The following is a 22,226-nucleotide window of genomic DNA, read 5'->3' as shown; positions in this document are numbered from 1 at the left end:
CCCACGGACGACGCGGCGGGGCATCCTGGGAGGGTGCTGATCAGTGCCGCGATCGATGCCTACCTCGCCGACCTGGAGTCGGTGCGTAGGCTCGCGCCGGCGACCGTGCGGGCCTACCGGTCCGACCTCGACGATCTGACCGCCACCATCGGCGACGTTCCGCTGGCGGAGGTGGACGTCGAGCACCTGCGGGAGTGGTCGTGGGGCGCGGCGCAGCACGGTCTCGCGCGCAGCACGCTGGCGCGACGCACCGCCGCGGTGCGCGGGCTCTTCCGGTGGGCGCGGGAGGAGGGTCTCATCGAGTCCGATCCGACGCTGCGCCTGACCAGCCCGAAGAGGGGGCGGACGCTGCCGCAGGTCGCGTCGGCCGATGCCCTGCGCGGCGTGCTGGAGGCGCTCGCCGACCGGGCGGCCGAGGGCGACCCCGTGATACTGCGTGACTCCGCCGTGCTCGAGCTGCTGTACGGGGCGGGCGTGCGCGTGTCGGAGCTGTGCGGCCTCGACCTGGACGACGTCGATCCGGATCGGCGCACCGTGCGCGTCCTGGGCAAGGGCTCGAAGGAGCGGGTCGTGCCGTACGGCGGGGCGGCCGCCCGCGCGCTGGACGGATACCTCGTGCGTGCCCGGCCCGCACTGGCCGCGCGCGGCGAGGATGCCGGGGCCGCGCTGTTCCTCGGAACTCGCGGGCGACGGCTCGGCGTGCGGTCGGTCTACGATCTGGTCACCCGCATCATCGGCCCGGCGGTGGGTTCGGCGGCGGTCGGCCCGCACGCGCTGCGGCACTCCGCCGCCACCCACCTCCTGGACGGCGGCGCCGACCTCCGCGCCGTGCAGGAGATCCTCGGGCACGCGAGCCTGGGCACGACGCAGATCTACACCCACGTCTCGAGCGAGCGGCTGAAGGAGTCGTACCGGCTCGCCCATCCGCGCGCGTAGCGCCGCGGGGATCGAGGAGCGTGCGGGGGTTCGGGTCCTCGATTCGCGTGATCTCCTCGTTTTCCGGGCCCGGCGACAGGCGGTGGGGGCCGGGCCTACCGTGGGAGCATGACCCGTCGACGTGCACAGCTGGCCGTTCTGGTGGCATCGGTGGCCATCCTCGCCGGATGCGCCGTGCCCGATCCGGTCGTGACCAGGCTGCCTTCCGACCAGGCTCGCCCGGTGCCTTCCGCGACGCCCTCGGACACGGCGACCCCCGCCGTCCCGTCGGCCGATCCCGGCACCGTGCAGGATTGCGCCGGCGCTCCGGTCGCGCTCACGGCGGGTTCGCCCTCCCTCGTCCTGCGCGGCGACTGCCCCTCCGTGCAGGTGGAGGGCAACGACCTGGCGGTGGACCTGTCCGCCGCCGACATCGACGTGCTGGGGGTCGAGGGTGATCGCCTCACCGTCACGGTGGGGGAGACGGATTCGCTCACGCTGCAGGGCAACGACTCCACCGTCACTGCGCGCGACATCGACGACCTGACCATGACCGGCGACCGCAACACCGTCACCGCGACGGACTCCATCGACGCCGTCACGGTGGACGGCAATGACAATGTCGTCCGCGGGATCGACGATGACGCCGTGATCTCCGACGGCGGGGCCCGCAACTCCATCCAGTGACGCGGCCCGCTCAGCAGCACGGCAGGAGGATGGCGCGCGGCACGCCGCCCAGCATCAGCAACGGGTTGATGTAGTCGCCGTTCCGGCGCACCCCGAAATGCACGGCGCCATCGGCGGTGTGGCCACCCGACGAGACCTCGGCGACTTCCTGGCCGCGCGTCACGGCCTCACCCGCGCGCAGCGCCGACTCCACCGGCTCGAACGTGGTCACGAGCCCATCGCCGTGATCGATCGTGAGCACGCCGCGGTCGACCACGATCCCGCTGTACGCGATCACGCCGTCGGCGGGGGAGCGCACCGCACCGTCGGCGGTCAGGTCGATGCCGCGGTGCCCCGCGCCGTAGGCGTGCGCCGGTGCCACGAACGGGCGGACGATCTGCACGGGCGCGGTCGGCCACGTCCACCCCCGCTCCACCGGCACGGGAGGTGCGGTCCCAGTCAGCGCCCACACGGCGGCGACGGCCACGGCCGACAGACGGTGCAACGGATGCGACATGGCCTCAGGATCGCCCGTCACCACCGTCGCGCGTCGCCCGCACACCGCTTCGGTGGACGGTGCCGACGATGCGGGGTGCTGGGGAGGCGCGGCTGGTACAGTAGAAGGGCACCCCGTCCGTCGGGGTGACTCCGCGTGTCCACAGCGCACCGCGGTTCTGAACGAACCGCATCGCGCGGCATCCCGCATCCACCGGTCTCCCGAGCATCCGCCCGGGAGCGGATGCGTGCCGGACACCAGGCTCGCCGCCCACTCGGGCCGGCGCGAAACCAACCGCAACCAGGCGCATCCGCGCCGAGAGAAGGAGAACGGCCATGGCCGTCGTCACCATTCGCCAGCTGCTCGACAGCGGCGTGCACTTCGGACACCAGACCCGCCGGTGGAACCCGAAAGTCAAGCGCTTCATCCTCACCGAGCGCAGCGGCATCCACATCATCGACCTGCAGCAGTCGCTGTCCTACATCGACAAGGCGTACGAGTTCGTCAAGGAGACCGTCGCCCACGGCGGCACGATCCTCTTCGTCGGCACGAAGAAGCAGGCGCAGGAAGTGCTCGCCGAGCAGGCGACGCGCGTCGGCCAGCCCTTCGTCAACCAGCGCTGGCTCGGTGGCCTCCTCACCAACTTCCAGACGATCTCCAAGCGTCTGGCCCGCATGAAGGAGCTCGAGGAGCTCGACTACGAGACCCCCGCCAACAGCGGCTTCACCAAGAAGGAGCTGCTGCTCAAGAAGCGCGAGCTCGACAAGCTGCACAAGTCCCTGGGCGGTATCCGCAACCTGCAGAAGACCCCCTCCGCGATCTGGGTCGTCGACGCCAAGCGCGAGCACCTCGCCGTGGATGAGGCCAAGAAGCTCGGCATCCCCGTCATCGGCATCCTCGACACCAACGCCGACCCCGACGAGTTCCAGTACCCGATCCCCGGCAACGACGACGCGATCCGTTCGGTGAGCCTGCTCACCCGCATCATCGCCGACGCCGCAGCCGAGGGCCTCATCCAGCGTCACCAGCCGGCAGGGGAGGCGACCGAGGTCGCCGCCGAGCCGCTGACCGAGTGGGAGCGCGAGCTGCTCGAGCAGGGTGCCCCGTCGCAGTCCTCCGCCGAGACCGAGAAGGTCGCCGACGTCGCCGAGGCCACCGCCGAGGCGAGCGAGCTCGTCGCCGACGAGCAGGCCATCGAGGGCGAAGCCGCGACCGAGTCGGCCGCCGACGCCGAGGCGGCTGCCGCCGCAGACCAGAACACCGACGAGGCCGCTTCGGCCGAGTCCGCCGAGAAGTAATCGGCACCTGCACCACACTCCCGTCGGCGAGGTCGTGACCAGCGACCTCGCCGACGTCTCCCTCAGAACTCATCAGAACTAGGAGCCACCACACATGGCAAACTTCACGATCGCCGACATCAAGGCGCTGCGTGAGCAGCTGGGCACGGGCATGGTCGACACCAAGAAGGCGCTCGAGGAGGCCGACGGCGACGTCGAGAAGGCCGTCGAGATCCTGCGTCTGAAGGGCGCGAAGGGCAACGCCAAGCGCGCCGATCGCTCCACGAGCGAGGGCCTGGTCACCGCCCGCGAGCAGGACGGCGCCGTGACGCTGCTCGAGCTCGCATGCGAGACCGACTTCGTCGCCAAGAACGAGCGCTTCATCGCGCTGGCAGACAAGGTCGTCGAAGCGGCTGCCGCCGCCTCCGCAGACTCCGCCGAGGCGGCCCTGGCCGCTCCCGCCGGTGACCAGACCGTCGCCGAGCTGATCTCCGACGAGGCGGCCATCATCGGCGAGAAGGTCGAGCTGCGCCGCGTGCGCACCCTGACCGGCGAGCACTTCTCGGTCTACCTGCACAAGACCAGCAAGGACCTGCCGCCGCAGATCGGCGTCGTCGTCGCCTACACCGGCGAGAACGCGGAGGCCGCGCGCAGCATCGCGCAGCACGTGTCGTTCGCCAACCCGAGCTACCTCGCGCGCGAGGACGTGCCCGAGGCCGACGTCGAGAAGGAGCGCGAGATCGTCACCGAGATCTCCCGCAACGAGGGCAAGCCCGAGGCGGCGCTGCCGAAGATCGTCGAAGGTCGCGTGAACGCGTTCTTCAAGCAGGTCGTGCTCCTGGACCAGGACTACGCCAAGGACAACAAGGTGTCGGTGGCGCAGGTCGCCAAGGACGCCGGGATCACGATCACCGACTTCGCTCGCTTCAAGGTCGGCGCGTAACACGAGTGAGAGGCCCGCATCGCTGACCGGTGCGGGCCTTTCCCATGCCCGACGATAAGTTGTACCCGACGAGAGGAAGACACGTGATCGATGAGGCCACGGGACGCCGCCGCGTCCTGCTGAAGCTGTCGGGCGAAGCCTTCGGCGGGGGGCAGCTGGGAGTCAATCCCGACGTCGTCAGCCAGATGGCCCGTGAGATCGCCGCGGCGGTGGACCGCGTCGAGGTCGCCGTCGTCGTGGGTGGGGGGAACTTCTTCCGCGGAGCCGAGCTCAGCCAGCGCGGCATGGACCGCGGGCGAGCCGACTACATGGGGATGCTGGGGACGGTCATGAACGCCCTCGCGCTGCAGGACTTCCTCGAGCAGGCCGGGGCGGCCACGCGCGTGCAGTCGGCGATCTCCATGACCCAGGTCGCCGAGCCGTACATCCCGCGCAGGGCCGAGCGTCACCTGGAGAAGGGGCGTGTCGTGATCTTCGGCGCGGGGGCGGGTCTGCCGTACTTCTCCACCGACACCGTCGCCGCGCAACGCGCGCTGGAGATCGGTGCCACCGAGGTCCTCGTCGCCAAGAACGGCGTCGACGGCGTCTACACCGCGGATCCGCGTCACGACGCCACCGCGACGCGCATCGACACCATCACGTACCGGGATGCCCTGCAGCGCGGGCTCAAGGTCGTGGACTCCACCGCGTTCAGCCTGTGCATGGACAACGGCATGGATATGCGCGTGTTCGGGATGGTGCCTGCCGGCAGCGTCACGCGCGCGCTGCTGGGCGAGTCGATCGGAACCCGCGTCACCGCGTGAGCGGAGCGTGCGCCAGCCGGATGGCGCGCGCTTGTCTAGACTGAGACGTCGAGCCCAACGAATGGAGTCCCCGTGATCGCCGATGTTCTGGCCGACGCTGAAACGCGCATGGACCGCGCCGTGGAAGCTGCGAAAGACGACTTCGCCACCGTTCGCACCGGGCGCGCGAACCCGCAGATGTTCCAGAAGGTGATGGTGGACTACTACGGTTCCCCCACCCCGCTGGCACAGCTTGCTTCGCTGAACAATCCCGAAGCCCGCACCCTCGTGGTCACGCCGTACGACAAGTCCGCACTGAAGGCCATCGAGACCGCGATCCGCGAGATGCCGAACCTCAGCGCGAACCCCACCAACGACGGCAACATCGTGCGCGTCACGCTGCCCGAGCTCACCGCCGAACGGCGCAAGGAGTTCGTCAAGATCGTCCGTGGCAAGGGCGAGGACGCGAAGGTGCACGTCCGCGGCATCCGCCGCAAGTCCAAGGATGAACTGGATGCGCTCAAGAGCGAGGTGGGCGAGGACGAACTCGTCCGCGCCGAGAAGGAGCTGGATGCGTTGACCAAGGCGCACGTCGACGCCATCGACGAGGCGCTCAAGCGCAAAGAGGCCGAGCTCCTCGAGGTCTAGACCCCATGACCGACCCCTCCGGCCCGGAAAGCGCGTCGACTTCGGACGCGCCGCTCTCCCGACGCGAAGCGGCTCGTGCGCGCCGTGCGCAGAGCGCCGCTGACGCCGGAGCCGGCTTCCAGACGCACATCCGCGCCGCACGCACGGAGTTCGAGAGCCAGGTCGCGCACGCGCGCGCGGAGTTCGAAGAGGCCAATGCGCGGATCGCCCAGCGCACGGGACGCAACCTGCTGCTGGCCATCCTCATCGGGCTGGCCGCCGGCGCCGCGGTGCTGGGCTCGCTGCTGTTCTTCAAATGGATCTTCCTGATCTTCGCCGTCACCGCGATATCGCTCGGGATCTTCGAGTTCGGCCGGGCGCTGCAGGCATCGGGACGGCGAGTCGACCTCGTCCCGCAGCTGCTGGCGGGTGCCCTCCTGCTGCTCTCGGGGGCGTTCACGAGCCTGTGGCTGCACTGGGTCGCCGTGATCGCGGCGGTCGTGCTCGTGGTGGTGTGGCGCCTCCTCGGCCAGATGTTCGCGCGCGACGGCCGCTCGTACGGCGATGTGCTCTCCGATGTCCTGATCGGGGGGTTCATCCAGCTGTACGTGCCCTTCATGGGGAGCCTCGCGATGGTGCTCCTCAGTCAGCCAGACGGGGAGTGGTGGGTGCTCGCCTTCCTCATCGTGACGGTCGCCGCCGACACGGGGGCCTACTTCTCCGGCCTGACCTTCGGTCGCGGCGGGCGTCATCTGATGGCCCCGCGGATCAGCCCGAAGAAGACGTGGGAGGGCTTCGCCGGCGCCGCCGTCGCCGCGCTGGCGGCCGGTGTGCTGCTCGCGCTGTTCATGCTGCACCTGCCGTGGTGGGCGGGTCTCATCTTCGGCGCCGTCATCCTCGGCACCGCCACCGCGGGCGACCTGGGCGAGTCCATGATCAAGCGAGATCTGGGCATCAAGGACATGAGTTCGTGGCTGCCCGGACACGGCGGCGTGCTCGACCGGCTGGATTCGATCCTGCCGTCCGCCACGGGCGCGCTGGCGCTGTTCTACCTGCTGAGCCCCCTGGTGGTGACATGACCCTCGAGACGGAGCGGGCTGCCGACCGGGCGGACGACGCCGCGGCCGAGAGCCGCGTGCCGTTCCCCGACGCACCCGGGCGGCAGAAGGGCTATGAGAAGCGTGCGGTGGACGCGTTCCTCGAGCAGGCCCGTGACGCCTTCGAATCCGACGAGCCCGACGCGCTGCGCTCGGCGGAGGTGCGCGCCACGGCGTTCCCCCTCGTCCGCCACGGGTACGCCATCGCCGCCGTGGATGCGGCGCTGGGACGCATCGAAGACGCCTTCGCCGCTCGTGAGCGCGAGCGGGCGATGAGTCGCCGGGGCGCACGCGCCTGGGTGGCGGAGTCGCGCGAGACCGCGCAGGTGGTCCTCGACCGGCTGCTGCGCCCGCACGGACAGCGCTTCGACGGCGTCGGCGTGCTGCGGTACGGCTACCGCGTGGACGAGGTCGATCTCGTCGCCGACAAGATCGCCCGCTACCTCGCAGCGGGGGAGCCGGTGACGGCGGATCAGGTCAGGGCCGTGGCCTTCCGGATGCAGCGCGGCGGCTATCGCGAGGAGCAGGTCGACGCGGTGCTGGATGCCGTCGTCGAGGTCATGCTCGCCGTCGGCTGACGTCGTCCGGGCCGTGCGCCGGCGCCCCGCGCCCCCGGCTCGGCGGATGGCGGGCCGTGGGGCAGGCGACTAGAATCGAGCGCATTGTGACCTCCGGCACCGAGATGACGCGCGCCACCTCCGGACCGATCGTCCGCAGGCCGGGCAACGGCATCGATGTCGTGCCGCCGCCCACCCCGCCGCGCCGCGCGCCGCGCTGGTCGCGTCGACGCGGCGTCCTCGCCGTCTTCGCCGGTCTGTCGGCGCTGGGATTCGTGGCGGCATACGTCGGTCCCACCGGGGCCGCACTCGCGGAGGTCGATCCCGACCGCGTATCGCTTTTCGAAAGCGCCCTCGCCGACACGCAGAGCTATCCGCTGACCACCGGCGACATCGTCCCCGCCACGCTCGAGCGCGGCGCCTACTCCGTGTACGTCACCCCCAAGCCCACGCCGACCCCCACCCCCCGCAGCGTGGCGGCGTCGGCCGGGGCGTCGTCTTCGTCGGGATGGCAGCCGCCGTTCGTCGCGCCCGACCCCGGCACTGCACAGGCGATCGCCTACGAGATGGTCCTCGCGCGCGGCTGGGGCGATGACCAGTTCGCGTGCCTGCGCGCGCTGTGGCAGAAGGAATCCGGCTGGCGTGTCAACGCGTACAACTCCTCCAGCGGTGCGTACGGGATTCCGCAGGCGCTGCCCGGGAGCAAGATGGCCAGTGCCGGCGCAGACTGGGAGACGAACCCGGCGACGCAGATCGCGTGGGGGCTGGGGTACATCGGCGGACGCTACGGCGACCCCTGCGGGGCGTGGGCGAGCTCGCAGAGCCGCGGCTGGTATTGACCGGTGCCCCGCGGGAAGCGGCGCCGTCCGCAGTCATCCGGCGACGACTCCTTGGCGCGCCTGATCGCGGGATGGAAGCGCACCGAGATCCGGCGGGGCATCGAGTGGACCGTGCAGCCGGTCGCCGCCCACGCCGCACAGAAGCCCTACACGTGCCCCGGATGCGGCGGCACTGTCGACCCCGGTGTCGCCCACGTGGTGGTGTGGCGGGCGGACGGCGTGCTCGGTGACGCCGCCGACCTGGCCGGCCGCCGCCATTGGCACACCCACTGCTGGAGGATCGGCTGACATGGAAATCCGGGGACCGCTGGCCCTGCCCGCACGTCGCGAGGAGATCGAGCTGCACACCGACGACGGGCTCACCCTCGTCGGCGAGCTGGCACTCCCCGAGCAGCGCGACCCGGTCGCGACGCTCGTGACGCTGCATCCGCTGCCCACCGCGGGCGGCTTCATGGACTCGCACATCCTGCGCAAGGCCGCCGCGCGCCTGCCGGCGCTGGCCGACCTCGCCGTGCTGCGCTTCAACACCCGCGGCACGAGCTCGCCGCGGGGCACGAGCGAGGGCGCCTTCGACGGCGGTGAAGGCGAACGTCATGACGTGGCCGCAGCCGTGCAGTTCGCCGCCGACCGCGGGCTGCCGCATCCGTGGCTCCTGGGCTGGTCGTTCGGCACCGAGCTCGCCCTGAAGTACGGCCGCGAGCACGACGTCGAGGGCGCCATCCTGCTGTCACCCCCGCTGCACCGCACGAGCGCCGACGAGCTCGCCGCGTGGGCGGGGGACCGCCGTCGGCTGGTCGTGGTCGTGCCGGAGTTCGACGACTACCTCCGCCCGGCCGAGGCCGCCGAGCGCTTCGCATCGGTGCCGGAGGCCACCCTCATCCCGGTCGAGGGCGGCAAGCACCTGTGGGTGGGGGAGAGCCAGACCCGCCGCGTGCTGTCGGAGATCGTGGGTGTCGTCAATCCCGCGGCGCTGCCGCTGCCCACCACGTGGGACGGTCCGGTGCCGCAGGACTGAGCGTCACCGCTCGTTCTGCCGCGGGATGAGCACCTGCCGGTAGATGATCAGGATGCTCGCGGCCACCGGGATCGCCACCAGCGCGCCGAGCAGACCGAGGAGCGATCCGCCGGCGAGGGCGGCGATCACGACGACGGATCCGGGGATCGCGACGGCGCGGTTCATGATCCGCGGGGAGACGACGTAGGCCTCGATCTGCATGTAGATGAGGTAGTAGATCGCCGCGATGAGCGCGGTGGTCGGGGAGCCGAGCCCCGGGAGGAGGCACGTGAGGACGATGATGGTCGATCCCGTCAGGGTCCCCACGAGCGGGATGAGCGAGAAGAAGAACGCGACCACGGCGAGGACCGCGGGGAAGGGAGCGCCGATGATCGAGAGCAGGATCGCGCTGAGCACACCGTTGATGACGCCCAGGCTCGCCTGCCCGATGACGTAGTAGCCCACTGAACGGGTGATCTGCTCGGCCAGGTCGATGAACCGTGCCCGCTTGGATGCCGGGACCAGCTGGTACACGGCAGCCTTCAGCGCCGGCGTGGACGCGGTGAAGTAGATCGTGAGGATCAGCACGATGAACGCGCCGCCCAGGCCCACCACGACGGCGCCGACGAAGCCGAGGATCCCCTCACCGAGGTCGCTGGAGATCGTGCCGAGGTCGAGAGACGTCCACCAGTTCTCGATGTAACCCCACGCGCTGTCCACATCGAGTGCGGGGAACGTGTCCTCCGCCCACGCGCGTGCGTCCTGCACGACGTCGTCCCACTGCAGGTCGGTGGCGATCTCCTCGATCTGGCTGACCAGCTGCGCCACCTGGCTCACGATCACCGGGACGATGGTCAGGATGATGCCGGCGAAGATGCCCAGCACGCCCAGGATCGTGATCAGCACCGCGGCCCAGCGGCGGAGCTTGCGCCGCTCGAGCCACGAGATCACCGGGTCCAGGCCCAGCGAGAGGAACAGCGCGGTCCCGACGTACAGGAGGATCGTGGACAGGGTCTGCACGCTGTTGATCAGCAGCAGGCCGACACCGACCCCGAGCGTCGCAACGAGGGCGACACGGAATGGATTGTGGATCTTCACGCGGGCTCCTGTCAGGCCGCGGCCGAAGCCGCCGATCTCGTTCCGTCAGGATACGCACTGGCGGCCCGCAAACCCCGCAGGCACCCCCTCCCGGTCGACTTTCAGGTCGTTCCCGCTACGCTGGAATGTCGTGTGCATGGCCCCACCCGACGGGCCGGCATCGGGAAGGTGTGGTTCGTGCGTTTCGTGTGGGCAGTCGCAGCGTTCGTCATCGCTGCGCTGATGATCGGTGCGGGCATCGCCCAACGCACGATCTTCGAGCCGCCCCCCGCCGAGGCCACCGCCCTGCCCGCCGGTGAGGAGGAGGCCTACACCGTCATCGACGGCGAGGTCTTGAACCTGTTCCCCGGCGCTCAGACCCTCACGGTGGAGGGGGAGGGCACGCTCTTCGCCGCCTACGGACGCACCGCCGACGTGCAGGCGTGGCTTGCCGACGTGCCGTACAACCACATCACGGTGGACGGGGGAGAGTTCCGCACGCGTGTGGTCGAACCCGAGATCGACCCCGCCGCCGAGGAGCCCGCCGATGCCGCCGAGGAGGCGGAGGGGACAGAGGCCGCCGGACGCACCCCGGTGGGCTCGGACCTCTGGCTCGACGAGTTCCAGCAGGAGCGCCGACTGTCCACGCCCCTGCAGCTGCCGGAGGACATGAGCGTCCTGGTGGCATCGGACGGCACCGCGCCCGCTCCCGCCGACATCACCGTCACGTGGCCGGTCGACCGCAGCACGCCATGGGCCGGGCCGCTCATCGTCGGCGGCGGCATCGTGCTGGTGGCCGGGGTCATCCTGTACCTGCTGGGCATCCGCCATGCCCGGCGCTCGCGCGGGCCGCGCCGCAAGGGGCTCCCGCTTCCGCCCACCGAGCCCATCGACCTGGCCGTCGAAGGCCGCAAGAAGGGCGTCATCAGCTCCGGACGACGCAAGGCGATCAAGGCCCGGCGTCCGTTCGTCGTGGTGCCGGCCATCGCCGTGTCGACCCTGCTGTTCGCCGGCTGCTCGTCCGATGCCTGGCCCGACCTCTCCGTGTCGGCCACTCCATCTCCCACCGCGTCGGTCATCGTCCCGGAGGGTCAGCAGTCGCCGGCGGTCACGGAGACCCAGGCCGAGCGCATCCTCGCGCGCATCTCCACGACGGTGGCGGAGGCGGATGCGGCAGCCGACGCCGACCTGGCCGCGTCGCGTCTGGCCGGGCCCGCACTGGCCGAGCGGCAGACGAACTACGGCCTGCGCGCGCAGCTTCCGGAGCAGACCCCGCTCGCGCCCATCCCCGACCGTCCCGTCGAGATCGTGCTGCCGCAGGCCTTCGACGAATGGCCGCGTTCGTTCATGACGGTCGTGGAGGCCTCTGACGACACCACGGTCGCCCCCACGATCATGGTGATGACCCAGGCCGACCCGTGGTCGGAGTACAAGGCCACCTACATCGCGGGGCTGGAGGCGGCCACGCTGCTGCCCGACCTGCCGGCCACCTACGTCGGGGCCGTGCTGGCCCCGCCGGATTCCCCGTTCCTCCGTCTGCGTCCGGATGAGGTCGCCGCCGCATACGCCGACCTCATCAACAACGGCGAGAACAGCGAGTACTGGAACGACTTCGACACCGCGGGCGACCTGCTCCTGCCCAGCATCCGCGAGAACCAGCAGCAGCGCCTCGATCAGCTCAACCAGACCGGGTCGGGTACGTCGAGCCTCGAGTTCGAGGCGACGGCGGGGTCGGGTGCGCCCATGGCGTTGACGACGCTGGACGGCGGGGCCATCGTGGCCGTCGAGGTCCGCGAGAGCGACATCGTCCGTCCCACCAACGCCGACGCCGTGATCCGGCTGCCCGAGAACCCTGCTGTGCGCGCCCTGACCGGCGTGGAGCAGTCGGCGACGGGCTTCCAGACCACCTACGCCGATCAGCTCTTCTTCTACGTCCCCCTCGAAGGCGAGAACGAACCGATTCGCCTCCTGGGTTACCGGTCAAACATCCTGGAAGCGAAGGTCCTCGAGTGAGCACTCCCCAGCCTGGTGCCGTCCTGCGTGGCGCTGTCGATCTGTCCGCGCTGCGCAACCGCCCGCAAGCGCCCGCGGCTCCCACGGCGGAGCAGGCGGATGCTCCTGCCGGCGCGGTGCCGTCGCTGGTGATGGATGTCACCGACGCGACGTTCGGTCAGGTGCTCGAACTCTCCCGCACGGTGCCGGTCGTGGTGGATCTGTGGGCGGAGTGGTGCGGGCCGTGCAAGCAGCTCTCGCCCGTCCTGGAGAAGGTCGTCACCGAGCTCGGCGGGCGTCTGGTGCTGGCCAAGGTCGACGTCGACGCGAACCCCCAGCTGGCGCAGGGCTTCCGCGCGCAGTCGATCCCGATGGTGGTCGCTCTCGTCGGCGGGCAGCCCGTGCCGCTGTTCACCGGTGCCGTGCCCGAGCAGCAGGTGCGCGAGGTGTTCGCCCAGCTGCTGCAGCTGGCTGCCCAGAACGGCGTGACCGGCACCGTCGCGGTGGCCGGAGCCGAGGACACCGACGGCGAGGAGGCCGCCGCGGAGCCGGCCCTCCCGCCGCTGCACGCCGAGGCGTTCGAGGCGATCGAAAGCGGCCACTACGACCGCGCGGTCCGCGCGTACGAGCAGGCGCTGGCGGAGAACCCGCACGACGCCGATGCCCGCGCCGGCCTCGGGCAGGTTCGCCTGCTCGCGCGCGTGCAGGGCGCCGACCTGCAATCCGCCCGTGCCGCCGCCGCTGCCGACCCGGCAGACCTGGACGCGCAGTTCCTCGTCGCCGACCTGGACATCGCCGGCGGTCACGTCGAAGACGCCTTCGACCGGCTGCTGGACCTGTTCGCGGTGCTCCCCGAGGATCGGCGGGCACCGGTGCGTGAGCGCCTCCTGGAGCTGTTCGGCCTCGTCGGCGACGCCGATCCGCGCGTGACGCAGGCCCGCGGCCGTCTCTCCTCGCTCCTGTTCTGAGGTCATCCGCCGACCGCGCCCGCCGCACGGCGGGCGCCTGCGTCGGCGTGCCCGGAAGCAGGCGCGGCCTGTTCCTGAGAACGATCACAGGTATACCCCTGGGGGTATCGCTACGCTGGATCCAGAGAGAAGAGGAGCCACGTATGTGCGACGTCGCGGGAGTCCGAAAGTGAGGATCGTCATCGTCGGCGGAGTGGCCGGGGGATGAGCTGCGCGGCTCGTGCGCGGCGCCTGGACGAGCATGCCGAGATCATCGTGCTCGAGCGCGGCCCCCACGTGTCCTTCGCCAACTGCGGTCTGCCGTACTTCGTCGGAGGCGAGATCGAGGATCCGGATGCCCTGCTGGTGCAGACGCCCGCGTCTCTGCGGGCGTCCCTGGCACTTGATGTGCGTCCCGGACACGAGGTCGTGGGGGTGGATCCCGACGCGAAGAGCGTGACGGTCCGCGCCGACGGGCGCGTCGAGCAGCTGTCCTACGACGCGCTCGTGCTCGCCCCGGGCGCCACGGCGTTCCTGCCACCCATCCCTGGCATCCGATCGCCGCGCGTGCGGGCGCTGCGTACCGTGGAGGATGCTGTCGCCCTCCGCGATCAGGTGGCCTCCGGCGCCCGGCGGGCGGTGATCCTCGGCGCCGGCTTCATCGGGGTCGAAGCCGCCGAGGCGCTGACGGCACAGGGGCTCGAGGTCTCCCTCGTGGAGATGGCCGCACACCCGCTGCCCCCGCTGGAGCCGGAGTTGGCGTGGTGGGTGTCGCAGGAGCTGCGCCGCCTCGGCGTGGACGTGCACACCGCAGTCGCGGCGACCGCCGTGGAATCCGGCTCAGCCGCCGACGCCGTCGTCCTCGCCGACGGCACGCGCCTGTCGGCGGATCTCGTGGTCGTGTCGGTGGGCGTGCGTCCGGAGACGGCGATCTTCGAGCGCGCGGGGATCCCGTGTGAACGCGGCGCGCTGATCGTCGACGAGCACGGTCGAACGGGCGTCGCAGGCATCTGGGCGGTGGGGGATGCCACCGCGAGCACTGATCCGGTGACGGGGGCTCGTCGTCCCGTCGCGCTGGCCGGGCCGGCCAATCGCGCCGGACGTCTCGTCGCCGACGACATCCTGAGGCCGGGGCTGGCTCGCCCCATCACCCAGCCGGCGGGCACCGCCATCGTCCGGGTGGGCGCGCTGACCGCGGCGCTCACGGGTGCCAATCGTGCAACGCTGGCAGCAGCCGACGTGCCGCACGCCACGCTGCACCTCCACGCGAACCAGCATGCGGGTTACTTCCCCGGCGCGAGCCCCGTGCACCTGGTCGTGCACCTCGACCCCGACAGCGGGCGTCTGCTCGGCGCTCAGGCGGTCGGTCGCGACGGTGTCGACAAGCGCATCGACGTGTTGGCCACCGCGATCGCTGCCGGTCTCTCGGTGGAGGACCTCATCGACCTCGACCTGGCCTACTCGCCGCCCTACGGGCAGGCGAAGGATGTCGTCAACCTCGCCGGCATGGTGGGGGAGAACGTGCGCAACGGGACGCTGGCGCTGTGGTACGCCGACGAACTGGACGAGGTGCGAGCGTCGGCACTCGTGCTCGACGTGCGGCGCGGGGAGGAGTGGCGCTCCGGTCACCTGCCGGGCGCGCTGCACATCCCGCATACCGAACTACGCGGCCGGTTGGACGAGGTGCGCGAGCACGCGGGCGGACGGCCGGTGCGCGTCCTGTGCGCATCGGGCGTGCGCTCTGCCATCGCGCACCGGGTGCTGGCGCAGGCGGGGCTGGACTCCGCGTCGCTGTCGGGCGGCATGCAGACCCTCCGCGCCGTTCTGGGGCACGACGCGGATCACATCCTCGAGAAGGTGCCCGCCCTCGTCGGCGGATGAAGGAGATCGATCATGTGTCGAGCAGTGACATGCAAGACGTGCGGGAAGACCACGTGGGCGGGATGCGGGCAGCATGTGGACCAGGTCCTGGTTGGGGTGCCGCGTGCGCAGCGGTGCCCGGGGCATGACACCGCACCGTCGAAGGGATTCCTCGCACGGCTGTTCGGCCGCTGAGTCGCGTCGGGTCGGCGGGGCTCAGGCGAGCGTCAGGAAGAGCTTCTCCAGCTCCTCCGGAGTGACGGAATCATCGGTGGGATCGGTCAGGCACGACCGCATCGCGGACGCGATGATGGCGTAGCCCGCGCGGTCGAGCGCCTTCGAGACGGCGGAGAGCTGGATGACGACGTCGCGGCAGTCCGCTCCGGAGTCCACGGCGTTGACGACCGCGGCCAGCTGCCCCTGAGCGCGGCGGAGCCGGTTCACGATCCTGCGCTGCTGTGCCTGCGTCTCCGCGTCGCCGCCGCCCGGTCGATCCTCATCCGTCGTCGCGCTCATCTCCGCCTCTCCGTGTGCGCCGGTGCGTGCCCACAGGCGGCCATTCTCCCACGGAAACCGATACCCCGGCGGGTATGAGGGCGTGCACGCGCCGCCGCACTCCGCGTGCGCACTGCCAGCAGCGCGCACGCGACCACGATGACACCGCCCGATATCGTCGTCCACGTGATCGACTCGTGCAGGATCACGCCGGCCCACACGATGCTCAGGACCGGCTGCGTCAACTGGACCTGTCCCACGGTCGCGATCGGGCCGATGGCCAGGCCCCGGTACCAGGCGACGAAGCCCAGGAACATGCTGACGACGCCGAGGTAGGCGAACGCCGCCCACTCCAGCGGTGTCGCATCCGGCGGCCGGTCCACGACGGCGACGCCGGTGAGGACGAGCATGAGCGGGGAGGCGAGGACGAGGGCCCACGAGATCGTCTGCCAGGAGCCGAGCTCGCGTGAGAGCAGCCCGCCTTCGGCGTACGCGATCGCGCACACCACGACGGCGGCGAACAGCAGCAGGTCGGCCGCACCCGCCCTGCCCAGGCCGCCGTGCTGGATCGCGGCGAAGACGACCGCCGCGACGGCACCGAGCCCTGCCGCGCCCCAGAACCACGGGCGCGGACGTTCACCGCCGCGCAGGACAGCCATCACCGCCGTCATGGCGGGCAGGAGCGCCACGACGACGGCTCCGTGACTGGCCGGGACTCCCGTCAGCGCGTAGGAGGTGAGGAGTGGAAAGCCGACGACGGCACCGGCGGCCACGATCCCCACCCGCACCCACTGCCGACCGCGCGGCACGCGCTGGCGAGTGAGTGCCAGGGCGGCGCCGGCGAGGAGAGCTGCGAGCACGGCGCGAGCGGAACCGACGAACAGCGGGGACATCGCCTGTCCTTCGACGGCGACGCGCGTGAACGGCATCGTGAACGAGAACGCGAGGACCCCGACGGCGCCCCACCACAGCCCGGCACCGCGGCCGCGTAGCGGTGGACGATCCGGCGCGATAGCGCTACCTTCAGGCTTCATGAGTGACAGTAGCAGTGAGCGCATCACGGCGGAGCTGCGCTCCTGGATCGCGGCGGCTCCGCCCGGAGCGCAGCTTCCCTCCACCCGTTCGCTCACGCGCAGCCATGGCGCCAGCCCCGTGACCGTGCAGAAGGCGCTGCACACCCTCACCAGACAGGGCCTCATCGAGACCCGGCCGGGGGTCGGCACGTTCGTGAGCAGGCCGCGCGCGACCCGGCCGCACGACTATTCATGGCAGACGGCGGCACTGGGGGCACCCGCTGCACGTCTGCCGCAGTCGACTTCGCTGCGTCAGGCGTCCCCCGACGTCGTCGGACTGCACGAGGGCTACCCCGAGCGCGACCTCCTTCCCCACCGGATGGTGCGGGCCGCCCTGGCCCGTGCGGCGCGCGGCGACGTCGCGGTCACGCGTCCCCCCTCATCGGGAGTCCCCGAGCTGCGGGCGTGGTTCGCGACAGAGCTCGCCGCGGTCACGTCGGCAGGCCTGACGGCCCCGACGGCGAAGGACGTCGTCGTGCTCCCCGGCAGCCAGAGCGGTCTCAGCACGCTGTTCCGCAGTCTCGTGGGTGCCCGCATGCCGCTCCTGATGGAGTCGCCGACCTACTGGGGCGCGATCGGAGCGGCGATGCAGGCGGGCGTGGAGGTCGTTCCCGTCTCCTCCGGGGCCCACGGCCCCGACCCCGGAGAACTGGACCGCGCGCTGACCGAGACGGGAGCCCGGGCCTTCTACGCGCAGCCGACGTACGCCAATCCGACCGGCGCGCAATGGTCGCCGTCCCGGGCCGACGCGGTGCTCCGCGTCATCCGTGCGCACGGCGCGTTCCTCATCGAGGACGACTGGGCGCATGACTTCGGCATCTCCTCGACCCCCTCGCCGCTGGCTGCCCGCGACGACAGCGGGCACGTGGTCTACGTGCGGTCGCTCACCAAGAGCGTCTCGCCGGCCATCCGGGTGGCCGGGCTGATCGCCCGCGGCCCGGCCTTCGAGCGCATCCTCGCCGACCTTCAGGCGCACGTCCTCTACGTCAGCGGCATCCTCCAGGCCGCCGCGCTGGACGTCGTCACCCAGCCGGGCTGGCGCACGCATCTGCGTGGCGTGCGCCAGCAGCTGGCCGCGCGGCGGGATCTCCTCGTCGAGGCGGTCAGCACGCACCTGCCGAGCGCGCACGTGGAGGCCGTCCCGGCCGGCGGTCTGAACCTGTGGGTGCAGCTGCCGGACGACACCGACCTGCCCCGCCTCATCCGCGCCTGCGAGGCCCGCGGGGTCGCCATCGCGGGCGGTGACGACTGGTTCCCCGCCGAGCCGACCGGGCGCTTCCTGCGCCTGAACTACTCCGGGCCCAATCCCGGGGCCTTCCCCGACGCCGTCCGCGTCATCGGGGAGTGCCTCGCCGGGTGAGCACCGCGGGGGTGGAGAGCGTGCCCCGCGCCGACCTCAGCCCCTGCGGGGTGCGGGAAGGCGGACGCCGTCGCGACGGTGGTGCAGCCACAGGACCCCCAGCGGCGGCAGGCTGAGTACGGCGCGGCCGGAGTCGTCGGCGTGCACGACCCCGAGGTTTCCGACACCCGACCCGCCGTACTCGGCGGCATCGGTGTTGAGGATCTCCTCCCACACGCCGTGTTCGGGCAGCGTCAGCTCGTAGCCGTGCAGGGGCGCCCCCGAGAAGTTGCACACCACCGCGACGGTGTTGCCGTGCCAGTCCCGTCGCGCGAAGGCCAGCACGTTGGGGTTCCAGGACGGGGAACCCAGGCGCGTGAACGCCGCGCCGTCGGCGTCGCGCGACCACAGCGCCGCCTGCTCGCGGTACGTGCGGTTCAGCGTCGCCACGAAGTCGTGCAGCTGCGCGTGCGAGGGCTGCTCCAGCATCCACCAGTCCAGGCTCCGGCCCTCGGCCCATTCGGACCTCTGCCCGAACTCCTGCCCCATGAACAGCAGCTGCTTGCCGGGGTGACCCCACATGTACGCCAGGAACGCGCGCATGTTGGCGAGCTTCTGCCAGTGGTCGCCGGGCATCCGCCCGAACAGGCTCCCCTTGCCGTGCACGACCTCGTCGTGGCTGACGGGGAGGATGAAGTTCTCGCTGAAGGCGTAGACGAACGAGAACGACAGCTCGCCCTCGTGGTGCGAGCGGTGCAGCGGATCGCGGGCCATGTACTGCAGCGAGTCGTTCATCCAGCCCATGTTCCACTTGAACCCGAAGCCGAGTCCGGCGTGGTCGGTGGGGGCGGTGACGCCGGGGAAGCTGGTGGACTCCTCCGCGATGATCGCGATGCCCGGGTAGCGCTTGTACGCGGTGCCGTTGACCTCCTTGAGGAAGCGGATCGCCTCCAGGTTCTCGCGGCCGCCGTACTGGTTGGGTACCCATTCGCCGTCGTTGCGGGAGTAGTCCAGGTACAGCATGGAGGCCACGGCATCCACCCGCAGACCGTCGACGTGGAACTCTTCCAGCCAGTACAGCGCGTTGGCGACGAGGAAGTTGCGGACCTCGTTGCGCCCGTAGTCGAAGATCAGCGTGCCCCAGTCCTTGTGCTCACCGCGCCTGGGGTCGGGGTGCTCGTACAGTGGCTCGCCGTCGAAACGGGCGAGGGCGAACGCGTCCTTGGGGAAGTGACCGGGGACCCAGTCCATGATCACGCCGATGCCGGCCTGGTGGAGCCGGTCGATGAGATAGCGCAGGTCGTCGGGCTGCCCGAACCTGCTGGTGGGGGCGTAGTACCCCGTCACCTGGTACCCCCACGAGCCCCCGAACGGGTGCTCGGCCAGGGGAAGGAACTCCACGTGCGTGAACCCCTGCGCGGTGACGTAGTCGATGAGCGGGTCGGCCGCGTCGCGGTACGACAGGCCGGGCCGCCACGAGCCGAGGTGGATCTCGTAGATCGACATCGGAGCCGACACCGGCGCGGTGCGGCCCCGCCGCGCCATCCACGCGTCATCGCCCCACGTGTACGAGGAGTCGGTGACGACGGATGCGGTGGCCGGGGGGATCTCGGCGAAGCGCGCCATCGGGTCGGCCTTGAGGATCCAATCGCCCCGGCGGGTCAGGATCTCGAACTTGTACGTGTCGCCGGCGGCCATCCCGGGCACGAACAGCTCCCACACGCCACTGCCACCCATCGAGCGCATCGCGTGGGCGGTGCCGTCCCACCCGTTGACGTCGCCGGCCACGCGGACGGCACGGGCATCGGGTGCCCACACCGCGAACGCGACGCCGGTGGACCCGTCGAGCGTCCGTACGTGTGCGCCGAGGACCCGCCACAGCTCTTCGTGCCGGCCTTCCCCGATGAGGTGCAGATCCATCTCGCCGAGAGTGGGCAGGTGGCGGTACGGATCGTCCGCGGTGTAGTCGGTGCCGCCTTCATAGGTCGCGGTGATCGTGTAGGCGCCGGGGCGGGTCTGCACGCGGGCGGCCCAGATGCCCGCACGCACATGCTCCAGCCTGGCGCTGGATCCGCCGGCGAGGTCGGCTGTGACGGTGGCGGCGAGCGGTCGCCGGGTGCGAATGATCCACGCGCCGTCGCCGGCGGGGTGCACCCCCAGCACCGAGTGCGGATCGTGATGCGTGCCGGCGGCGACGGCGTCGAGCAGCGCGTCGTCGGGGGTGATGGACAGTGTCATCGTGACTCCTTCACGTGCAGGAGGTGCACCGGTTCGGTGAACGCATCCAGACGCACGAAGTTGTGGTCGGTCCAGGTCCACGTCGCGCCGGTGACGAGGTCTTCGACCTCGTACGGCCGGCCCGGCGGGATGCCCCACACCGTCGTGTCGAGGTGCACCATCGTCTCGCGCACCGAGTGCGGGTCGACGTTGGCCACCAGCAGGACCGTGTCGGAGGCGCCGGTGGGCGAGAGCGCGGCATCCAGATGCTTGGAGTAGACCAGGATCGAGTCGTCGTCGCTCCAATGCACCGAGAGGTTGCGCAGCTGCGCGAGCGCGGGATGTGCGCGGCGTGCCGCGTTCAGCATCCGCAGGTACGGCGCGAGCGACTCGCCACGCTCTTCCGCGCCCTCCCAGTCGCGGAACTTGTACTCGTACTTCTCGTTGTCGATGTTCTCTTCGGATCCGGGCCTGGCCACACTCTCGAACAGCTCGTACCCGGCGTACACGCCGTAGCTGGGGGCCGCGGTGGCCGCGATCGCCGCACGCACCTTGTAGGCGGCCCGGCCGCCGAACTGCAGGTACTCGGTGAGGATGTCGGGGGTGTTGACGAACAGGTTGGGCCGGAGGAAATCGTCGGTCTCGGTGGCCAGCGCCGTGAGGAACTCCTCGAGCTCGTCCTTCGTGTTGCGCCACGTGAAGTACGTGTAGCTCTGCTGGAAGCCGGCCATCGCCAGTCCCTGCATCGGGGCCGGACGCGTGAACGCCTCGGCGAGGAAGACGACGTCGGGGGACTCCGCGTTGACGGTCGCGATGAGCCATTCCCAGAACTGCAGCGGCTTGGTGTGGGGGTTGTCGACGCGGAAGATCTGCACGCCCTGCGCGATCCAGTGGCGCACGATCCGCAGCACTTCGGCGCGGATGCCCTCCGGATCGTTGTCGAAGTTGACCGGATAGATGTCCTGGTACTTCTTCGGCGGGTTCTCGGCGAAGGCGATCGAGCCGTCGGGGAGCGTCGTGAACCACTCCGGGTGCTCCGCCACCCACGGGTGGTCGGGGGAGGCCTGCAGCGCGAGGTCGAGCGCGACCTCGAGGCCCTCGGCGCGCGCGGCGCGCACGAACGCCCGGAAATCGGCGAGGGTGCCGAGGTCGGGGTGGACGGCGTCATGCCCGCCCGCAGACGACCCGATGGCCCACGGCGATCCGGGGTCGCCCGGAGCGGGGTCGAGGGTGTTGTTCGGTCCCTTGCGGTTGGTCTGCCCGATGGGATGGATGGGCGGCAGGTAGAGCACGTCGAAGCCCATCGCCGCCACGGCGGGCAGGCGCTTGGCGGCGGTGCGGAACGTGCCGCTCTTGACGGTGCCGTCCTTGAGGTGCCGGGCGCCCTCGGAGCGCGGGAAGAACTCGTACCAGGCGCCGACGCCGGCCCGCTGCCGTTCCACGAGCAGTTCCAGCTCGTCGCCGACGGAACCGAGCGTTGCCAGCGGACGATCGGCGAAGTACTCCGCCAGCTCCGGGTCGGTCACGATCGCGAGGGCACCCTCGTCGGTGACCGTGGCATCCCGCAGCGCCTTCGCGGCGCCCTGCAGCGCGGTGCGCTCGGCGCGGGGGCGAGTCTTGTCGGCGATCGCCCGATCGAACAGCAGCGCGCCGGACGTGCGCATCAGCGCGGCGTCCACACCCGCGGCGATCTTCACCTCGGCGGCGTGCTGCCACGTGGCGAAGTCATCCGCGAACGCTTCGAAGCGGAACCGCCACACGCCCTGTTCCAGCGGTGCGACGAGCGTCGACCATCGGTCGAGACCGTCGTTGAGGGGCGACAGGCGGTGCAGCGATTCCTCCCCGGCGGGGGAGAAGAGCCGCACGTGCACGCCGATCAGGTCGTGCCCCTCCCGGAAGGCGGTGACGGTGAAGGGCACGGCCTCCTCGACATACGCCGACGGGCGGAAGCGATCACCCGGCACCGAGGGACGGGGGGCGGCGATCGGAATGCGCGGAGTCACGGTCGCGGCGACGGAATCCATCGCCGGCCG

At 70.9% G+C, this 22,226-nt stretch carries 21 protein-coding genes; 15 read left to right on the top strand and 6 right to left on the bottom strand.

Translation table 11 applies throughout. The features are described from left to right. Positions 1-33 precede the first annotated feature (33 nt). Positions 34-936, top strand: coding sequence for a tyrosine recombinase XerC (locus F6J85_RS09925; RefSeq protein ID WP_150924845.1), 903 nt, complete (start codon positions 34-36; stop codon positions 934-936). Between the two features lie 108 nt (positions 937-1,044). Next, positions 1,045-1,602 carry a DUF3060 domain-containing protein gene (locus F6J85_RS09920; protein WP_150924844.1) on the top strand — a complete coding sequence of 186 codons (558 nt, stop codon included), beginning with the start codon at positions 1,045-1,047 and terminating at the stop codon, positions 1,600-1,602. 10 nt (positions 1,603-1,612) lie between these two features. On the opposite strand, the gene F6J85_RS09915 is transcribed toward F6J85_RS09920, so the two are convergent. Next, on the bottom strand, positions 1,613-2,098 hold the full coding sequence (locus tag F6J85_RS09915; protein WP_191906574.1) for a murein hydrolase activator EnvC family protein: 486 nt from the start codon (positions 2,096-2,098) through the stop codon (positions 1,613-1,615). A 314-nt stretch (positions 2,099-2,412) separates the two neighbouring features. On the opposite strand from F6J85_RS09915, the gene rpsB reads away from it, so the two are divergent. From rpsB to F6J85_RS09870, 9 genes are all read left to right on the top strand, one after another. Continuing rightward, complete coding sequence (rpsB, locus tag F6J85_RS09910) at positions 2,413-3,375, top strand: 30S ribosomal protein S2 (RefSeq protein ID WP_150924843.1); 963 nt, start codon at positions 2,413-2,415, stop codon at positions 3,373-3,375. 94 nt (positions 3,376-3,469) lie between these two features. Beyond that, positions 3,470-4,297 (top strand): translation elongation factor Ts, encoded by an 828-nt coding sequence (gene tsf / locus F6J85_RS09905; protein WP_150919658.1) that lies wholly within the window; start codon positions 3,470-3,472, stop codon positions 4,295-4,297. Positions 4,298-4,380: 83 nt separating this feature from the next. Continuing rightward, complete coding sequence (gene pyrH / locus F6J85_RS09900; RefSeq protein WP_150919659.1) at positions 4,381-5,100, top strand: UMP kinase; 720 nt, start codon at positions 4,381-4,383, stop codon at positions 5,098-5,100. Between the two features lie 72 nt (positions 5,101-5,172). Then, positions 5,173-5,727: a ribosome recycling factor gene (gene frr / locus F6J85_RS09895; protein WP_150924842.1), complete on the top strand. Its 555-nt coding sequence runs from the start codon at positions 5,173-5,175 to the stop codon at positions 5,725-5,727. A gap of 5 nt (positions 5,728-5,732) precedes the next feature. After that, the gene (locus tag F6J85_RS09890) at positions 5,733-6,785 is read left to right on the top strand and encodes a phosphatidate cytidylyltransferase (RefSeq protein ID WP_150924841.1); all 1,053 of its coding nucleotides are present in this window, start codon (positions 5,733-5,735) and stop codon (positions 6,783-6,785) included. Continuing rightward, on the top strand, positions 6,782-7,381 hold the full coding sequence (locus F6J85_RS09885; protein WP_150924840.1) for a DivIVA domain-containing protein: 600 nt from the start codon (positions 6,782-6,784) through the stop codon (positions 7,379-7,381). The genes F6J85_RS09890 and F6J85_RS09885 overlap by 4 nt, the downstream gene beginning before the upstream one ends. 86 nt (positions 7,382-7,467) lie before the next feature. Further along, a complete protein-coding gene (locus tag F6J85_RS09880) occupies positions 7,468-8,199 on the top strand; it encodes an aggregation-promoting factor C-terminal-like domain-containing protein (protein ID WP_238706913.1) in 732 nt (243 codons plus the stop codon). 3 nt (positions 8,200-8,202) lie between these two features. Further along, entirely contained in the window at positions 8,203-8,487 is a 285-nt protein-coding gene (locus F6J85_RS09875; protein ID WP_150924839.1) for a hypothetical protein, read from the top strand. Between the two features lies 1 nt (position 8,488). Beyond that, positions 8,489-9,214, top strand: a complete 726-nt coding sequence (locus tag F6J85_RS09870; protein ID WP_150924838.1) for an alpha/beta hydrolase — start codon at positions 8,489-8,491, stop codon at positions 9,212-9,214. A gap of 3 nt (positions 9,215-9,217) precedes the next feature. Here the strand turns inward: F6J85_RS09870 and F6J85_RS09865 are convergent, their stop codons facing one another. Continuing rightward, positions 9,218-10,291 (bottom strand): AI-2E family transporter, encoded by a 1,074-nt coding sequence (locus F6J85_RS09865; protein WP_150919665.1) that lies wholly within the window; start codon positions 10,289-10,291, stop codon positions 9,218-9,220. A gap of 177 nt (positions 10,292-10,468) precedes the next feature. Between F6J85_RS09865 and F6J85_RS09860 the strand changes: the two genes are divergently transcribed. The 3 genes from F6J85_RS09860 (at position 10,469) to F6J85_RS09850 (ending at position 15,090) form a co-directional block, all read left to right on the top strand. Continuing rightward, positions 10,469-12,283, top strand: coding sequence for a DUF8094 domain-containing protein (locus F6J85_RS09860; protein ID WP_191906573.1), 1,815 nt, complete (start codon positions 10,469-10,471; stop codon positions 12,281-12,283). Then, on the top strand, positions 12,280-13,230 hold the full coding sequence (locus F6J85_RS09855) for a tetratricopeptide repeat protein (RefSeq protein ID WP_150924836.1): 951 nt from the start codon (positions 12,280-12,282) through the stop codon (positions 13,228-13,230). Before F6J85_RS09860 ends, F6J85_RS09855 begins: the two co-directional genes overlap by 4 nt. Before the next feature lie 204 nt (positions 13,231-13,434). Beyond that, on the top strand, positions 13,435-15,090 hold the full coding sequence (locus tag F6J85_RS09850) for an FAD-dependent oxidoreductase (RefSeq protein ID WP_338037084.1): 1,656 nt from the start codon (positions 13,435-13,437) through the stop codon (positions 15,088-15,090). A gap of 195 nt (positions 15,091-15,285) precedes the next feature. Here F6J85_RS09850 and F6J85_RS09840 read toward each other — a convergent pair whose 3' ends face one another. Both F6J85_RS09840 and F6J85_RS09835 read right to left on the bottom strand, forming a co-directional pair. Then, positions 15,286-15,585 (bottom strand): metal-sensitive transcriptional regulator, encoded by a 300-nt coding sequence (locus tag F6J85_RS09840; protein ID WP_150924834.1) that lies wholly within the window; start codon positions 15,583-15,585, stop codon positions 15,286-15,288. Then, positions 15,582-16,598, bottom strand: coding sequence for a DMT family transporter (locus F6J85_RS09835; RefSeq protein ID WP_150924833.1), 1,017 nt, complete (start codon positions 16,596-16,598; stop codon positions 15,582-15,584). Before F6J85_RS09835 ends, F6J85_RS09840 begins: the two co-directional genes overlap by 4 nt. On the opposite strand from F6J85_RS09835, the gene F6J85_RS09830 reads away from it, so the two are divergent. Next, a complete protein-coding gene (locus tag F6J85_RS09830; RefSeq protein ID WP_150924832.1) occupies positions 16,597-17,997 on the top strand; it encodes an aminotransferase-like domain-containing protein in 1,401 nt (466 codons plus the stop codon). The genes F6J85_RS09835 and F6J85_RS09830 overlap by 2 nt on opposite strands. A gap of 36 nt (positions 17,998-18,033) precedes the next feature. Here F6J85_RS09830 and glgB read toward each other — a convergent pair whose 3' ends face one another. Together glgB and F6J85_RS09820 are read right to left on the bottom strand one after the other, a co-directional pair. After that, positions 18,034-20,214 (bottom strand): 1,4-alpha-glucan branching protein GlgB, encoded by a 2,181-nt coding sequence (gene glgB, locus F6J85_RS09825; protein ID WP_150924831.1) that lies wholly within the window; start codon positions 20,212-20,214, stop codon positions 18,034-18,036. Then, positions 20,211-22,217 carry an alpha-1,4-glucan--maltose-1-phosphate maltosyltransferase gene (locus tag F6J85_RS09820; protein ID WP_150927330.1) on the bottom strand — a complete coding sequence of 669 codons (2,007 nt, stop codon included), beginning with the start codon at positions 22,215-22,217 and terminating at the stop codon, positions 20,211-20,213. The genes glgB and F6J85_RS09820 overlap by 4 nt, the downstream gene beginning before the upstream one ends. Between the last annotated feature and the right edge of the window lie 9 nt (positions 22,218-22,226).

Origin of the sequence: Microbacterium lushaniae (genome assembly GCF_008727775.1) — a bacterium.
Lineage (GTDB): Bacteria > Actinomycetota > Actinomycetes > Actinomycetales > Microbacteriaceae > Microbacterium > Microbacterium lushaniae.
Note: the sequence above shows the minus strand (reverse complement) of the source record. Positions and strands in the feature narration are given on the sequence as shown.

Excerpts from the sequence above, each read along its gene's own strand:
- F6J85_RS09885 (WP_150924840.1), top strand. The coding sequence starts at position 6,782 with ATGACCCTCGAGACGGAGCGGGCTGCCGACCGGGCGGACGACGCCGCG.
- F6J85_RS09820 (WP_150927330.1), bottom strand. The coding sequence starts at position 22,217 with ATGGATTCCGTCGCCGCGACCGTGACTCCGCGCATTCCGATCGCCGCC.
- tsf (WP_150919658.1), top strand. The coding sequence starts at position 3,470 with ATGGCAAACTTCACGATCGCCGACATCAAGGCGCTGCGTGAGCAGCTG.
- F6J85_RS09850 (WP_338037084.1), top strand. The coding sequence starts at position 13,435 with ATGAGCTGCGCGGCTCGTGCGCGGCGCCTGGACGAGCATGCCGAGATC.
- F6J85_RS09830 (WP_150924832.1), top strand. The coding sequence starts at position 16,597 with ATGAGTGACAGTAGCAGTGAGCGCATCACGGCGGAGCTGCGCTCCTGG.
- F6J85_RS09920 (WP_150924844.1), top strand. The coding sequence starts at position 1,045 with ATGACCCGTCGACGTGCACAGCTGGCCGTTCTGGTGGCATCGGTGGCC.
- F6J85_RS09915 (WP_191906574.1), bottom strand. The coding sequence starts at position 2,098 with ATGTCGCATCCGTTGCACCGTCTGTCGGCCGTGGCCGTCGCCGCCGTG.
- F6J85_RS09870 (WP_150924838.1), top strand. The coding sequence starts at position 8,489 with ATGGAAATCCGGGGACCGCTGGCCCTGCCCGCACGTCGCGAGGAGATC.
- F6J85_RS09890 (WP_150924841.1), top strand. The coding sequence starts at position 5,733 with ATGACCGACCCCTCCGGCCCGGAAAGCGCGTCGACTTCGGACGCGCCG.
- rpsB (WP_150924843.1), top strand. The coding sequence starts at position 2,413 with ATGGCCGTCGTCACCATTCGCCAGCTGCTCGACAGCGGCGTGCACTTC.
- F6J85_RS09835 (WP_150924833.1), bottom strand. The coding sequence starts at position 16,598 with ATGAAGCCTGAAGGTAGCGCTATCGCGCCGGATCGTCCACCGCTACGC.
- F6J85_RS09840 (WP_150924834.1), bottom strand. The coding sequence starts at position 15,585 with ATGAGCGCGACGACGGATGAGGATCGACCGGGCGGCGGCGACGCGGAG.
- glgB (WP_150924831.1), bottom strand. The coding sequence starts at position 20,214 with ATGACACTGTCCATCACCCCCGACGACGCGCTGCTCGACGCCGTCGCC.